This window comes from Steroidobacter flavus, from assembly GCF_042651805.1.
Lineage (GTDB): Bacteria > Pseudomonadota > Gammaproteobacteria > Steroidobacterales > Steroidobacteraceae > Steroidobacter > Steroidobacter flavus.
Map to the genome: position 1 here is coordinate 1481344 of NZ_JBHSDU010000003.1, position 15956 is coordinate 1497299.

General features: G+C 61.9%; 12 protein-coding genes. 6 read left to right on the forward strand and 6 right to left on the reverse strand.

Annotation, left to right across the window (positions count from 1 at the left end):
* Nucleotides 1-347: 347 nt before the first annotated feature.
* Genes egtB through ACFPN2_RS11940 form a run of 4 tightly spaced genes read left to right on the forward strand, consistent with a single transcriptional unit; the run spans nt 348 to nt 4560 of the window.
* On the forward strand, nt 348-1631 hold the full coding sequence (gene egtB / locus ACFPN2_RS11925; RefSeq protein ID WP_380596824.1) for an ergothioneine biosynthesis protein EgtB: 1284 nt from the start codon (nt 348-350) through the stop codon (nt 1629-1631).
* Nucleotides 1632-1645: 14 nt separating this feature from the next.
* Nucleotides 1646-2617, forward strand: a complete 972-nt coding sequence (egtD, locus tag ACFPN2_RS11930; protein WP_380596825.1) for an L-histidine N(alpha)-methyltransferase — start codon at nt 1646-1648, stop codon at nt 2615-2617.
* A gap of 59 nt (nt 2618-2676) precedes the next feature.
* Nucleotides 2677-3435 (forward strand): trehalose-phosphatase, encoded by a 759-nt coding sequence (otsB, locus tag ACFPN2_RS11935; RefSeq protein WP_380596826.1) that lies wholly within the window; start codon nt 2677-2679, stop codon nt 3433-3435.
* 3 nt (nt 3436-3438) lie between these two features.
* A complete protein-coding gene (locus ACFPN2_RS11940) occupies nt 3439-4560 on the forward strand; it encodes a carboxylate-amine ligase (protein WP_380596827.1) in 1122 nt (373 codons plus the stop codon).
* A 78-nt stretch (nt 4561-4638) separates the two neighbouring features.
* On the opposite strand, the gene ACFPN2_RS11945 is transcribed toward ACFPN2_RS11940, so the two are convergent.
* Nucleotides 4639-5811: an acetate/propionate family kinase gene (locus ACFPN2_RS11945; RefSeq protein WP_380596828.1), complete on the reverse strand. Its 1173-nt coding sequence runs from the start codon at nt 5809-5811 to the stop codon at nt 4639-4641.
* 65 nt (nt 5812-5876) lie between these two features.
* Here ACFPN2_RS11945 and ACFPN2_RS11950 point away from each other — a divergent pair, with 65 nt between their 5' ends.
* Nucleotides 5877-7196 (forward strand): amidohydrolase, encoded by a 1320-nt coding sequence (locus tag ACFPN2_RS11950; RefSeq protein WP_380596829.1) that lies wholly within the window; start codon nt 5877-5879, stop codon nt 7194-7196.
* 141 nt (nt 7197-7337) lie between these two features.
* The gene (locus ACFPN2_RS11955; protein WP_380596830.1) at nt 7338-11150 is read left to right on the forward strand and encodes a hybrid sensor histidine kinase/response regulator; all 3813 of its coding nucleotides are present in this window, start codon (nt 7338-7340) and stop codon (nt 11148-11150) included.
* Here the strand turns inward: ACFPN2_RS11955 and ACFPN2_RS11960 are convergent, their stop codons facing one another.
* The 5 genes from ACFPN2_RS11960 to ACFPN2_RS11980 all read right to left on the reverse strand — a co-directional run bounded on the left by ACFPN2_RS11960 (nt 11151) and on the right by ACFPN2_RS11980 (nt 15881).
* A complete protein-coding gene (locus tag ACFPN2_RS11960) occupies nt 11151-11423 on the reverse strand; it encodes an oxidative damage protection protein (protein ID WP_129775838.1) in 273 nt (90 codons plus the stop codon).
* A gap of 175 nt (nt 11424-11598) precedes the next feature.
* Nucleotides 11599-11841, reverse strand: coding sequence for a hypothetical protein (locus ACFPN2_RS11965; protein ID WP_380596831.1), 243 nt, complete (start codon nt 11839-11841; stop codon nt 11599-11601).
* 25 nt (nt 11842-11866) lie between these two features.
* Entirely contained in the window at nt 11867-13012 is a 1146-nt protein-coding gene (gene mutY, locus ACFPN2_RS11970; protein ID WP_380596832.1) for an A/G-specific adenine glycosylase, read from the reverse strand.
* 37 nt (nt 13013-13049) lie between these two features.
* Nucleotides 13050-13646, reverse strand: coding sequence for an SRPBCC family protein (locus tag ACFPN2_RS11975; RefSeq protein WP_380596833.1), 597 nt, complete (start codon nt 13644-13646; stop codon nt 13050-13052).
* Between the two features lie 63 nt (nt 13647-13709).
* Nucleotides 13710-15881, reverse strand: coding sequence for an AsmA family protein (locus ACFPN2_RS11980; protein WP_380596834.1), 2172 nt, complete (start codon nt 15879-15881; stop codon nt 13710-13712).
* Between the last annotated feature and the right edge of the window lie 75 nt (nt 15882-15956).

Below are 15956 nucleotides of genomic sequence, written 5' to 3' on the forward strand. Positions count from 1 at the left end.
GGGCCTGGAGACGTGGCTTCGGCGGCATGCGCCGGAGCGGGCGCGTATTAGAGCGGGGGCTTGGCAAGGCGTCAAGAAAAACGAGTGGTTGAGGGCCAAATTCGGCCCTTACCCGATACCCGCATGGCTATTGCATACCGATTCCGGCCACAAATGCGCACGGAAATGCCGGCGCAGGCTGTCAGGTTTGGGGTTCTATACTCTCCGGTCCTCAGGTCCGCGGCTAACCCCGCGGTTTACTTGGGTTTGCAACTTTTCGGTGCGATCGGGCGTTGTTGGGGGCGACTCCTTGGACAAGGGTGACGCACCGGCAGACATCCAGGTCACATATATTAAGGAGTCCCTTCATGGCAGCGGTATACCCGGCAGCCACTCCCGTCCCCGATCGCTCCCACGAACCCCTGGCCTGCCGCTATACCCGCATCCGCGAGGCGTCGCTGGCCATCTGTAGTCCGCTGGAAGTCGAGGACTACGTGGTGCAGAGCATGCCGGACGCGAGCCCGGCCAAGTGGCACCTGGCGCACACCAGCTGGTTCTTCGAGCAATTCCTGTTACGCCCGCTGCTGAACGGCTACCAGCCCTTTCAAGCCGGGTTCGAGGTCCTGTTCAACTCGTATTACCAGGCCGTCGGCCCCATGCACCTGCGGCCGGAGCGAGGCTTGCTGACGCGGCCGACGGTGAAGGAAGTGTTCGCGTATCGCCAGTATGTCGACGAGCACATGCTGAAACTGCTGGACGCGCGCGGCGAGGACGACGAGCACTTCGAGCCGCTGCTCGAGCTGGGCATGAATCACGAGCAGCAGCACCAGGAGCTGATGTTTACGGACATCAAGCATCTGCTGTCAAAAAATCCGTTGCTGCCGGCCTATACCCGCAAACCCCAACCGGCCACCGAGGTACGTACGTCGGGCCCGCTGCAGTTTCTGACGTTCGAAGGCGGCGTTCGCGAGATCGGTGCAACGGGCAAGCACTTTTGTTTCGACAACGAGACCCCACGTCATCGAACTCTGGTGGAACCGTACGCGCTCGGCGACCGCTTGGTCACCAATGGCGAGTATCTGGAATTCATGCGCGACGGCGGTTATCGGCGCGCTGAATTCTGGTTGTCGGACGGTTGGAGTACGGTGAACCAGGAAGGTTGGGTGCGGCCGTTCTACTGGACGCCGGCGCTCGATGCTGAATTCACATTGCGAGGCTTGCAGCCCTTGGACATGGCGGCCCCCGTATGTCACTTGAGTTACTACGAAGCGGACGCGTTCGCTCGTTGGGCCAACGCACGCCTGCCCACTGAAGCCGAGTGGGAGCTCGCCGCCGAATCGTTGCCGGTGAAAGGAAACTTATTGAAGAGCGACATGCTCAAACCTCTTCCTGCCGGCGATCAGCCTGGCTTGAAACAAATGTTCGGCGACGTGTGGGAGTGGACCGCCTCTCCTTATGTTGCGTATCCCGGTTATCGCGCGGTGAAGGGCGCGCTCGGCGAGTACAACGGCAAGTTCATGTGCAGTCAGCTGGTCCTGCGCGGCGGCTCGTGTGTGACACCGGCCGATCACGTGCGCGCGTCGTACCGCAATTTCTTTTATCCGCAGTCTCGTTGGCAGTTCATGGGCGTGCGCCTGGCGCGCGACCTGTAATCGAAGGAAGAACGATGGCAAAGCACCCGAGCACCGCTCCCGCCAAATCCGCTCAAGACACACTGACCAACGACGTCCTCGACGGGCTGAAAAAAGAGCCCAAGGAACTGTCGCCTGTCTGGTTCTACGACGAACTGGGCTCGTTCCTGTTCGACAACATCTGCGAGCTGCCCGAGTACTACATCACTCGCACCGAGCTGCAGATCATGCACGGTCATGCGAACGAGATGGCGCAGTACATCGGCCCGGACGCGGCGCTGATCGAGTTCGGCAGTGGCACGAGCTTGAAGACTCGTCTGCTGTTGGATCGATTGGAGAGTCCGCTCGCTTACGTGCCGGTCGATATCTCGCGCGAACATTTGTTCGCGGCGGCGGGCGCGCTCGCGAAGGATTATCCGCATCTGCACATCGTGCCGGTCTGCGCCGACTTCACGCAGAACTTCGAGCTGCCGAATTTCATCCGCGCGGCGGAGCGTCGCATCGTTTATTTCCCGGGCTCGACGTTGGGCAATTTCGATCGCGCTCAGGCACGCGCGCTGCTGGCTCGCATGCGGGATCTGGTGGGTAAGAATGGCGCGGTCTTGATCGGCATCGATCTGCGCAAAGATCCTCGCGTACTCGAGCGAGCTTATGACGATGCCGCTGGCGTGACCGCGGAATTCAATATCAATGCCCTGCGTCACGTGAATCGTGAACTCGGCGCCGACTTCGATCTCGACGCTTTCGATCATCTCGCCGTATGGGTCGAGAACGAGAGCCGCATCGAGATGCATCTGGTCAGCAGGAAGGATCAGACGGTGCACCTCGGCGGCGAGAAGGTGCGCATCGGGCGCGGCGAACATTTGCGCACCGAGTATTGCCACAAATACACGCTCGAGAGCTTCAACGAACTGGCCGCGACCGCCGGGCTGGCGGTGAAGCGCGTGTGGATGGATCCGAACAAGCAGTTCAGCGTGCAGTTGCTGGAGCCGGTTCGCCTGCAATAGAACTACCGACGGGCCTGCGGAGTTGAGCCAGGAGGCAAAGCCACGTATGGTCCACGGTCATGTCGGAATCCGCTCCTAACACGCAGGGGTGGGCGCTGTTCCTCGATGTCGATGGCACGCTGCTGGAGCTTGCCGAGACGCCACAGGGAGTGCACGTGCCCATCCATCTGAAACATTTGCTCGAAGCCACTCGCTGGCGCCTCGACGGGGCGCTGGCGCTGGTCAGCGGCCGCAGTCTCGCGAACCTCGATAATCTGTTCTCGCCGCTGAAGTTCATCGGCTCCGGCGTGCATGGCTGCGAGCGACGCACCGCCGATGGGCATGTGCTCCGCCCTGAAGTGGACGCGGCGCTCATCGCGCGCGTGCGCAATCAGCTTGCCGATTTCGTGCGCGGGCATGAAGGACTCTTGTTGGAAGACAAACACTACGCGGTCGCCATGCATTTTCGCCGCGCGCCGGAACTGCAGGAAGAGGTGTATCGCGTCATGAACGAAGTTCTGGTGCCTCTCGGCCCGACCTTCGCCTTGCAGGCGGGCAAGAGCGTGCTGGAGCTGCGGCCCGGTGCGTGGACCAAGGGCAGCTCCATTACCTCTTTCATGCAGGAAGCGCCGTTCATCGGTCGCACGCCGGTGTTCATCGGCGATGACGTCACCGATGAGGATGCGTTCGACGTCGTGAATGAAATGAATGGCGTGTCGATTCGGGTCGGCCACGCCACCGCGACGCGCGCGAAGCATCGGCTGGGCAGTGTCAGTGAAGTCTTGCGCTGGTTGCAGACGGTCCCTCCGGTCGTCCCGCCTCCTCTACCCGCTCCGTAGCTCATGTCGTTCGATCACTCATTCGGCATCGAGGAAGAATTCTTTCTCGTCGATGCCTCCACGGGAATGCTCGGCACGCCTTCTCTCGACCGGCTCATGGATGACGCACGAGCCAAGCTCGGTGAGGTGGTCACGTCCGAGCTGTTGCAATCACAGATCGAGATCGCGTCGCCGATCCTGCGCAGTCACGCGGAAGCTCGCGAGGTGATGTCGAGTACGCGGCAACGGTTGAGCGAGGTTGTTGCGGGTCATGGGCTGCAGATCGTCGCGGCGAGCACGCATCCGTTGGGTGTGTGGCAGGAGCAGCTTGTCACGGAGAAGCGGCGGTACGATAAGTTGATGGCTGACTTCCGTATCGTGAGTCAACGCAACCTGGTGTGCGGGTTGCACATTCATGTGGCTATTCCCGAGAATGTCGATCGCATCGACGTGATGAATCGGGCGATGCGTTGGCTGCCGGTGTTTCTGGCGTTGAGCACGTCGTCGCCATTTTGGAATCATCGGGTCACGGGATTGCTGAGTTATCGCCAGGCGCTGTACGACGAATGGCCGCGCAGTGGCATTCCGGATTTCTTTCACGACGAAGTGGACTATCAGGCGTTCACGGATCGCCTGCGGGCGGCGGACGCGATCAGCGATTCCTCTCAGCTGTGGTGGGCGATTCGACCGGCACTACGATTTCCGACCCTGGAGATGCGCATCGCCGATGTTTGCACACGGCTGGAGGATACGTTGGCGATTGCAGCGCTGTATCGCGCACTGGTCGCGACGTTGGTGGCCAATCCCGAGATGGGCAAGGAGCGGAGCACGCATACGCGTCGGCTCATCGATGAGAATCGCTGGCGGGCCAAGAGGGACGGGGTCAAGGCGGAGTTCATTCTCGAGACCTGCAATGAGGCCGTGCCTCTAGCCAAGGTCGTCAGCGATTTGATCGATGCGTGTGGGGAGCAGATCGCTCGGCTCGACTGCGGTGAAGCGCTTGAGCCCATTGAGCGGATTCTCAGCGAGGGGACCAGTGCGCATCAGCAGCTGAAGATTTATAACGACAGCCGCGCGGCCGGAGATGAGAGCGTGGATGCGCTGCTCAAGGTTGTTGAGTGGCTTAGGGTCACGACTTTGCGCTGAGCTGGTTGCGCTTCGCGCAGTCGCTAGCGCGTTGCGCGCAGCCTGTTGTCGGCAGAGCTGGGGCGTAGGCGCACACGGTCAGTGGCGACCGAGCGCGGCGGCGGTGGCGCGAGCCATCGCAAGTTCCTCGTCGGCGCGCACAGCGAGTAGATGCACGCGTGAGTCGGCCGCGTTGAACGCGGCAACGGGTTGGTCGCTCGTTAGTTTGAGTGAGTCGTTACTCGCGACGTCGAGCAGCGCCCCCATAAACTCCAGCCGCTCCGAACAGCGGCGACGAATCAGCGAGCTGTGTTCTCCGATGCCGGCGGTGAAGGCGATCGCATCCACGCCGCCCAGCTCCGCCGCATAAGCCCCGATGTACTTCCGAATCCGGTGGACATACATCGCAATGGCTAACTCACAATCCTGATCGCCCGCGGCGGCGCGGCGTTCGATCTCTCGCATGTCATTGGTGCCAGCCAGCCCTTTCAAACCGGACCGTTTGTTGAGCAAATCATCCAGCTCATCCGCATCGAGATGACCTTCACGGCGCAGCTGTAACAGCACACCCGGATCGACATCGCCCGCTCGCGTGCCCATCACGAGCCCTTCGAGGGGAGTCATGCCCATGCTCGTGTCGACACTGCGCCCACCATCAATCGCAGTGACACTCGCGCCGTTCCCCAAGTGGCAAGAGACAATGCGCAACTTGGAAACATCGCGCTTCAAATAGGCAGCGACGCTCTGAGCCACATGCGCATGATTGATCCCATGGAAGCCAAAGCGCCGAATACCGAACCGCTGCCGAATATCGCCCGGCAGCGCGTACTCGCGCGCATGAGCAGGCAATGTCGAATGAAACGCCGTATCGAACACAGCGAAGTGAGGAACGTCAGGTAACGCGGCAAGGGCGCGATGAATCGCAGCGAGGGCCGGTGGGTTGTGAAGAGGAGCGAGATGACTCAGCTGCTCGATGTCCTGGAGCACTGAATCAGTCAAAAGCGTCGGATCGCGAAACCCCTCCCCGCCATGAACGACACGATGGACCACCGCCTCGGGCGACGCCGACCGATAGGCCGCCAGCAATTCATCGACTGCCGCCGGCAAATCAATACCAGACCCCAGCTCGCGCACCTGATCGCCGGCGTGCAGCCGCGCATGATCCGAGCCGATGTTCTCGACCTGCATTTCTTGCAGGCGCTGGCCGTGCGCCGTATCGATCAGGGCGCTTTTGACGGAAGAGCTGCCGCAGTTCAGGGCGAGGACGCGCATGACGGAAAAATACCACCCTCCGGTGCGGGCTTGTACACTCCACCGAAGATCAACTGGAGATCCGCATGCATCGTTCCGCTCGCACCCGCAAGCTTGCTTCCACCCTCACCGGCGGCGCCCTGGCCCTGGCGATACCGGTGCTGGCGAGCGCCGACGTGTCGCCAATCGACGTGGCGGCGAAAGCGGTCGAGCCGCAAGTGATCGAGTGGCGGCGTCATCTGCATGCCAATCCCGAGCTGAGCAATCGGGAATTCAAGACCGCGGAGTTCATCGCCAAACGTTTGAAGGCCATGGGTCTGGAAGTGAAGACCGGCATCGGTCACACCGGCGTGGCCGCGCTGTTGAAGGGCGGCAAGCCCGGTCGCACCATCGCGCTGCGCGCCGACATGGACGCGCTGCCCGTCACCGAGCAGAACGATCTGCCGTTCAAGTCCAAAGTCACGACCGATTTCCGAGGCGAGAAGGTCGGCGTCATGCATGCCTGCGGTCACGACGGTCACGTCGCGATTCTGCTCGGCGTCGCGGAGGCGCTGGTCAAGATGAAGGCGTCGCTGCCCGGCCAGGTGCTGTTCGTCTTTCAGCCGGCCGAAGAAGGTCCGCCCGAAGGTGAGCGCGGTGGCGCGAAGCTCATGATGGAAGAAGGATTGTTCAACATCGCCAAGCCAGACGCGATGATCGGCCTGCATCTGATGGCCTCGCTCAACACCGGCGTGATCGGCTACAAGCCGGGCCCGCTCATGGCAGGCTCGGACTATTTCACGATCACAGTAACGGGCGCGCAAACGCACGGCTCGCGGCCTTGGAATGGCGTCGATCCGATCACGGTGTCAGGTCAGATCATCACCGGGCTGCAGACCATCGTGTCCCGTCAGATCGACATCACCCAGGTGCCGGCGGTGATCACGATCGGCGCCATCAAAGGCGGCATTCGTTTCAACATCATTCCCGACTCGGTGGAAATGGTCGGCACGGTTCGTAACTTCGACCGCGCGATGCGCGACGACATCATCAAGCGCATGCAGACCACCGCCAGCAACATCGCTGAAGCCAGCGGTGCGAAGGCCGAGGTGAAGTTTCGACCCGAAGTGTCGCTGCCGCCGGTGGTCAACGATCTGGAGCTGACGAACCGGGCCGTGCCCTTGTTCGAACAACTGGTCGGCAAGGAAAATGTGACCCAGATCAGCCTGCAGACCACTGCCGACGATTTCTCCTTCTTCGGCACCGAGATTCCGTCGATCTATTTCTGGGTGGGCGTCACGCCGCGCGATAAGGACGCGTCCAAGGTGCCGTTCAATCACTCGCCGCTGTTCTATCTCGACGAGGCCGGGCTGATCACGGGCGTGCGGGCGATGTTGACCCTGACGACCGACTTCCTGGCCAAGTAAGCCCCCGCGGAATGCGAGTCGCGTCACAAATCCAAACGATCCCTGTGACGATGGGTCATAACGCGACGTTGGTACTTGCCGCAATGCTCGCCACTGAATGTACTGCGCCCTTCGGGAGGAAACGCATCGCTGGGAGTGGCGATGAAACAATCAAGAAACCTACTCGCAGTCATCGCCGGACAAAGCTCCGTGGTCGCGATCCTGGTGCTGGTATTGATACTGGCGGTCGCGGGCGCCCCGTTGCTGCAACAAAAGAAGGTGGTGGCGGAGAACATCAGTACCGAAGTCGCCATCACCAAGGCCTATGCGCTCAGCGAGGCGCTGTTGTCCCATGCCGTCGTGGGACAATCGTTGGACACGTTTACTCAAGCGTTCACGGCCCGTCACTTCGCGGGCGTGCTGGGCGGCGGCCAGGCTGAGCCCACCGACGAGATCGGCTCGCAGGCCGTCGCGACCCTCCGCGCGAACGCCAAACAGCCGTACGTTCATTTCGCGCAACTGGCCGGCACACCGCACTTGTTCTACGCGGTGCCGGACCGGGCCGGCGGCGTCCTGCTGATCGACCTGCCGATGGCGCGCGAGCAGGCGACCATCTATCGTTTCTTCGGCCAGTCGTATCTCTCTTCCAGCACGCTCGGTTACATCCTGGTCGGGCTGTTGTTGTTGGGCGTGTTCGGCCTGCGTTACTACCTGCGCTCCCTGGCCGCGCTGCCCGAGGGCGAACGTCGTCAACTCATCACCCAGGGCCTCGACGGCACGACCGGTAATCGTCGCAATCTGTTGCCCTGGCTGTTCGGCATTTGCGCCCTGGTGTTCGCGGCCGATCTGGTCAATGTGCAGGATTCAATCATCGGCATCGGTTACGTGCTGGCCGTGATCCTGGCGCTCTCCTCGAATCGTCACTGGCACGTCAGCGTCATCGGCTTTGTGAGCGCGATGTGCCTGCTCGTCTCGCCGATCCTCTCGTCCTATCACGGCGGCTGGTGGGCGTATCTCGAAAGTCATGCGGTCGCCGTGTTCGCCATCTTCGTCACCGCGTTCTTCGGTGCCGCCAATATGCGCAAGACGCAGGCGGAAACCGAGGCGCTGGCCGAAGCGCTGCGTTCTCGCAATGAGACTGCCGATCTGCGTGCGGCCCTGGAGCGCGCCGAAGCCGCTGAAAGTAACAATCGTCGCATGGTCGAGCGCATGCGCATGGCCAACGAGTCGGCCGGCCTGTCAGTGTGGGAATGGAACATTGCCCACGACGTGCTGACGATCGACGAAGGCGGACCGATGATCGAGCGCTGCGGCGGCGTGCGCCAGCTCACCGGCAGCGAATATTCCTCGAAGTTCGTGCATCCGGACGAACAGACGACCTGGCAGGAAATGTTCCGCCAGACCATTCGCAGCCATCGCAGCTTCCTGGCGCAGCGCTATCGGATGATCGACGCGCATGGCACGGTTCGTCACATCCAGACGCACGCCAGTATTCTTCGCGACAGCCGCGGTTACGCCATCAGCGTGCTCGGCATCGACTGGGACGTCACCAAGGAAGAGCAGGCGAAAGAAGAGATCTCTCGCCAGGCGACCGAGATCAAGGAGGCGCAGGAACGCTTCCAACGCGCGGTCTCCGGTACGCAGGACGCGCTGTTCGAATTCAATCTGCAGACCGGTGAGATCTGGCACTCCCCGCAGTTCCGCAAGATGCTGGGCTACGACGGCACGGAGCGCAACGACGAAGGCCGCCCCGAAGCGTTCGTGCATCCCGACGACGGCGCCATCGTCGGTAAGGCGATGAGCGATCATCTCCAGCATCGCACTCCGTACGACATCGAATATCGGCTGCGCAAGAAAGACGGCGATTGGTTGTGGGTACGCTCGCGCGCCTCGGCCGAGCGCGATGAAGACGATCGTCCGCTGTGGCTCGCCGGCTCGATTCATGACATTTCGCACGAGCGCGCCGCGCGCGTTGCGATGGAACGCGCGGCCGAGGAAGCCGAAGAGGCCAGCCGCGCGAAGAGCTCCTTCCTGGCCACGATGAGCCACGAGATCCGCACGCCGATGAACGGCATCATCGGCATGACGGGCTTGCTGCTCGACACCGGCCTGGATCGCGTGCAGCGTGACTATGCCGAAACGATTCGCGCCAGCGCCGACTCGCTGCTGACCATTCTCAACGACATCCTGGACTTCTCGAAGATCGAAGCCGGCAAGCTCGACATCGAGAACATCGAGCTCGACCTGCGCTCCAACGTCGACGACGTCGGCTCCATCATGGCGTTCCAGGCCGCGGCCAAGAGCCTCGAGCTGGTCGTCAACGTGCGGCCTGAAGTGCCGCCGCGCGTGCTCGGCGATCCACAGCGCATCCGTCAATGTTTGCTCAACCTGGTGGGCAACGCGATCAAGTTCACCCAGACTGGCGAGGTCGTGCTGGAAGTCTGTTTGCTCGGCCGGCAGAACGGTCGCGCCCTGCTGCACTTCGAAGTGCGCGACACCGGCATCGGCATTCCGCGCGAATCGTTGGATAAATTGTTCCAGCCGTTTATTCAGGCGGACTCCTCGACCACGCGTCGCTTCGGCGGCACCGGCCTGGGCCTGTCGATCGTTCGCAAGCTGGTCGAAATGATGGGCGGTCAGACCGGTGCGCAGAGCGAAGTCGGCCAGGGCTCGACGTTCTGGTTCACGCTGCCGGTGGAAGAGCCGGCGGGCATGAGCGATGACGAGCCTGAGCAGACGCCGATTCATCAGGGCCGTCGCATTCTGCTGGTGGACGACAACGAGACCAATCGTCGTGTGTTGTCGAGCCAGATGGTTCATGCCGGCTACGAGGTCATCACAGCCTCGCATGCTCACGAAGCGCTCAATATTCTCCGCTCGGGCCGTGGCGCGTTCGACGCGGTCGTGCTCGATTATCAGATGCCCGACATGGACGGCTCCATGCTCGGCGAGCAGATCATGAAGGCGCGCGACATCCCGCCGACGCGCCTGATGTTGCTCACGTCGCTGGATCGTTCCGGCGACATGCAACGCTTTGCCGATATCGGCTTCTCGGCGTATCTCACCAAGCCGGTGCGGACCCGCGAGCTGCTGGATTGTTTGAAACGCGCCCTGTCTCGCGAGGCCGAGGACTGGCACATGCACAGCCAGCCCATCATCACTCGCGGCACGTTGGTGGCGAACGAAGTCAAGCGCATCTACTCGGGCCGCGTGCTGCTGGTCGAGGACAACGCCATCAACCAGCGCGTCGCGCGTCGCTTCCTCGAGCGCCTGGGCTGCGAAGTGCACGTGGTCGGCGACGGCAAGCAGGCCGTCGATGCCTTCGAGCACAACAAGTACGGCTTCATTCTCATGGACATGCAGATGCCCGTGATGGACGGCCTCGAAGCCACGCAACGAATCCGTCAGATGGAAGGCGAAGAGCACCGCACGCCGATCGTGGCGCTCACCGCGAACGCGATGATGGGCACGCTGGAGCGCTGTCTCGAGGCGGGCATGGATGACTACCTCACGAAGCCGCTCGACATCTCGCGCCTCCAGGACGTGCTGGATCGATTCATGAGCGCCGTGTCGTCGGATATGGAACCGACGGTGGTCGCGTCGATGAATCGCAATCTCGACGATTCGCTCAAGGCGCGGCTGCTCGAAGTCGCGGGCGATGACGAGGACTTCGCGGCCGAGCTGGTCAGCGCCTTCATCATGAGCGGCGAAGAAGCGATTCTGGAGCTACGCGCCGCCGCGCATCGCCAGGATCTGGATCAGCTGGCTCGCGCAGCCCACAAGCTCAAGGGCGCTGCCAACAACATGCATGTGGATCGACTCGGACTGCTCACGGCCGACGTGGAAACGCGCGCCCGGGGCGGCGGTCGCAACGACTGGAGCGAAGAGTTGAAGATGATCTCGGCGGAATTCGAGCGCGTCTCGGAACAGCTGAGAACGCTGCTCGACAAACAATGGCAGCGGAAGGCGGGCTGATCACTCGCCTTCGGGCTTGAACTCTTTGGGCTTGTCCGAGCCGCCGCCGAAAAAGAACTTTTCCATTTCCTCGACCAGGAATTTGCGGGCCTTGGGCTCGATGGGCGTGAGGCGGTATTCGTTCAACAGCATGGTCTGGTGCTTGAGCCAGCGCTGCCAGGCCTCTTTGGAAACATTGTTGTAGATGCGCTGCCCCAGCTCGCCAGGATACGGCGCATAGTCGAGCCCTTCGGCTTCGACCCCCAACACTACACAATTCACCATTCTAGCCATATCGCTCTCACCTACTGCCGGCGCAACCACATCTCGGCCACCAGCCAATTCAATACCCAGCTGCTCCACGCAACGATGGGGAACGCGACATCGAGTATAGCCCGCCCAGCGCGCCACTCAGCACCGCGAGCAAATACGCCCGCCCCGTCCAAACATGCACACGCGGCCAGCGCGTTCACACGCGGCTCAAGAACTGCCACGGCCCGAGCATGACTGCGATCGCTCCGCCGAGCGTATGCATCCAGCCCGCAACTTCGGTGGCCAGGAAACGCGACTTGATGCCCGGATGGCCATAGCCATCAACGTTCATGAACAGCAGCGCATTGGCGGCTGCCAGCATCGCCCCGAGCAACATGAAGGCCCAGCCAACCTGCAGCCATCGTGAGCGGCTCACACCTTGTGAGGCAATCACGCTCATTCGTCCCTCCTTCCTGGCGGACCCGTTACTCGCCTCGTTCGGCGAGGCCGCGAATCAGATCGACAGCCGGCTTGGCCAGCCCGATCTTCGCCGGCTGTTTCGCGTCGTACCAGCAATATCGCTCGGCATCGGCAATCGCCAGCTGCTCGCGCGCTTTGCTCACTAACAGCGGCTGTAACGTGAGATCGAAATGGGTGAACGAATGTGAGTACGGCGGTAGCTCACGAGTCGCCAACGACGATTCACCGGTGTGTCGTTCCATCCACGTAACCGCAGCGTCGCGCTCGTCGAATTGAGGAAACGTCCACAGCCCGCCCCAGATGCCCACGGGCGGACGGCGTTCCAACAACACCGCACCGTCGGCTCGTTGAAGAATCGCAGCGTAAGCCGTGCGCTCGGGGCGTTCCTTGCGGGGTTTCGGCGTCGGCAGGATGGCCTGCATTCCTTCGCGGCGCGCGACACACAACTCATGCATGGGACAAACAGCGCACAGCGGCCGCGAGCGAACACAAACGGTAGCGCCCAGATCCATGATGGCCTGAGTGTAGTGAGCCACTCGTTGCGCCGGCGTGCAGGCATCCGCGATGGACCACAACTCACGCTCAATCGCGGTCTCGCCGGGGAATCCTTCGATACCGAAACAGCGGGTCAGCACCCGTTTGACGTTGCCGTCGAGGATGGGATGTCGCTGCGACTCCGAGATCGCAAGGATGGCGCCGGCGGTCGAGCGGCCGATCCCTGGCAAGGCTTGAACTGCGTCGATGGTTTCCGGGAACTCACCGCCATGCTCGGCAACAATGGTCCGAGCGGCCTTGAGCAAGTTGCGCGCTCGCGCGTAGTAGCCCAAGCCCGTCCACAGATGCAGCACTTCATCGTCGGGCGCGGCCGCCAGTGCCCGCACGTCCGGGAAGCGCTGCATGAAACGCTCGTAATAGGGAATGACAGTGGCGACCTGCGTCTGTTGCAACATGATCTCGGAGATCCAGACGCGATACGGCGTGATCTGTTGCTGCCAGGGCAGATGCTTGCGACCGTGGACATCGAACCAGCCCAGCAGGGCACTGGCGAATTTTTCGCCACTCGGGCGCGCAGCCCCGGCACGCGCATGCTCGGGTGATGCCGAGAGAGTCAACTGCTTGGCGAGAGTGGCGGGCTTGGCGGCGGCTGGCATGCCGACATGATGCCATGCCGACGCGCCGCTGCGTCGGTCAGGGGCCAGTAGGCGAAGTGGGCTCCGGCTGCTTGGCTTTCAGCTCGACATTCATGAAAAGATCCCGGGTCTCGGTCTCCAGCTTCCGCAGCAGCATGCGGCGCCCGCCGACCGGCGGCACCCAGAAGTGTGGGACCACGTTGGTCTCGTATCTCACGCGAGTGGCGCCGTGCAGCCCAGGGGTCAACTCGCTGCGGGTCTCGCTGAATTTCACATCGCTGCGCTCGGGATCGGCGACCGCCAGCAAGCCGTTCTTCGACTCCTGGACGCGCTCGACGCGAGTGACGTTGCGACAGAACCAGCCGAAGCAAACCTCGACCGTCGTTTCCAGTGTGACCACGCCCGGTTCGGGGCGGTCCAGCACTTTAGAGCTGAGGATGCGCTGATTGAGCGAGGGATAGCCGGCATAGTCCCGCAGGACCTCGTCGACGCGCTCGATGGGCGCATCCAGCGTGACGACCAGCTCGTAGCGGAAGTGCTTGTCGACGTAGCGAGCTTCGCTGTGCTCGATATTGAATGCGCCGGCAACCGGCGCGGCTAATAGCGCCGTCGCCGCCAGCAGCGTTCGTGACCAATCTGACTTCAGTGCTGCCATCCAGCGACCCGGAAAATGTGCGCGACCCTCACAGCATAAGTCGCCCGTCATGGCACTTTAGTTTCAACGCTTGAATAAATCCTTGAGCTTGTCCTTCAACTTCTCCTCGACCTTGCCCTTTTCCTTGTCGACGCGCTGCTTGAGCTCGTTCTTCAGGTAACCCTCGAGGCCTGGGCGCACCTTCGGATCGGTGAGCGAGCCGGTGATCTTCACCGGAATTTCAGCGTCGACCATGTCCTGCATCTGCGCGGTGTCGGCGCCTTCGCGCGGAATCTTCAACACGGCAGCGATCAACTTATAGTCGAGGGTGCTCGCTGGAATATCGACCGTGCCCTGCCCCGTGACTTTCAAGTACTGCATGGCTACGTTCAAGTCGTTGTTGGAGAGCACGCCGTTCTTCATCGCGCCGCTGCCGGTCAACGCGGTAAACGCTGTGCGCGCCGGACCCGTGCGCTCCGGAACCGCCTGCTGTTTCAACACGGCGCGAGCACGACGAATCTCATACCAAAGATCGGTGCCTTCGAGCGCGCCGTCGGCGACTTTGAAATCGACGTTGCCATCGAGCGTCTTCATCACGTCGTCGGTGGTCTTGCCCGAGCCGGTCAGCTTGATATTGGCCGTACCCTTGCCCGAGACCTTATCGGTCTCGAAAAAATCCTTGAACAATGGCGCGAAGTCGACGCCACTGATGTGCTCATCCAACGAGATGCGCGCGACATCGGTGGTCGCATCGATGCCGATATCGCCGCTGTAGTTGCCGCCGTACATCGACGCTTGCGATGGATTGAATCGCACCTTGCCGTCGCGTGCATTCACGCCGAGCTTGAGCTTGGTGAATTTGATGCCGGCAAAGATCGCCTCGCCCACCTGCAGCTGACCGCGCGCATTCAAGTTCCGCAATGTTTCGACCGGAATCGGCGTCGGCGGTTCCTTGGTGGCGGTCTTGGCAGGCTGTTCCACTGGCGGCGGCAGATAACGATCGGCATTGATACGATCGACATTCAGATCGAAGCGCAACGCCTTGGCATCGAAGTCGGCGATACCCAGCATGCCTTTCGCAATCGTGTCATCGAGCTGCAGGACGATGTCGCCCACTTCCGCCGTCGACTTGGTCATCGACACGGTGCCGGAGAAGCTCAGCTTCTCGAACACTTTCGGATCGGTGGTCGCAGGCAACGTCACACCGAGCTTCGGCGCCCACTGACGCAAAGAAACTTGATCGAGCTTGAGCGGACCCGTCAGCGCCGGCGCATCGAGAATTTCCTTGCCGGTGAGCGAGCCCGAAAGCTTACCGCCGGCAAGATCGAGTGCGAGGCCCGTGAGTTCCATGGTCTGTGCGGCCAGGTTCGCGTTGAAGTCTTTCGCTTGCAGAACAACCGGCACACCCGCGGCCGGAAAGCCTTCGCCTTTCCACGTCGTCGTCACCGTCAAGGCTTCGAGACGATACAGTTCCTTGGCGATATCGGCGCTGAGCGCGTTGGCGACGATCTTTACCGGGATGCCTTCCTTCGGATAGCCCTGGCCCGTGATCGTGACATCGATCTCCGGCTTCGCCAGTCGATGCGCGTTGGCTTCGAGATCCGCAGTGACTTTGGTCGCGAGCTTCACCTTCGCGGACAGCGATGGTTCCTGATCGAGCACGAAATCGGTGCTCAGATCGAACGGCTCGCCCGACGCCAGCCGACCGGTCTTCAGATTGAAGTCACGCACCACGCGGCGCGTTTTCTCCTGACGGTTCTCGATAGTGACCGCGGCGTCCTCGATCTCGAGACCCGCGATGGTCGGCACTTCCATCGGCTTCTGGTCGGCCGGAGCCGGCGTCGTTGCTTCCTTCTGCTCGCCGAGGTCGGCCCAGTTGTTACGACCCTGTGCGTCGGTGATGAGGCGAATCCGCGCACCCGCCAGACGAACATCGCCGACTTCGACCTTGCCGCTGAGGAGCGGCAGCAGGCGTACGCCGACCCGCGCTTCCTGAATGGAAACGAATGGCTCGTCGCCGAAGCCCGGCGCATCGCCCAGGCTGGCGGGGCCGGCCTTGAGCGCCAGCCACGGAAAAATCGACAAATGCAGGTCGCCGCTCAGCGTCAGCTGCCGGCCGGTCTTGCTCTCGACGATGCGCTCGATGTCGCTGCGATAGTCGTTCGGGTCGACGAACAGCACCACCGCCACCAGCAGCACGACGACCAGCGCCACGATGCCGCCGACAACGATTCCCGCAATCTTCAATGCCCGCATGTCTGTCCCTCGCTTACACGCAGTGTGAGCAAAGTCACACGCTACGGGATTCTAACAGCCGGGATGTGGGACTAG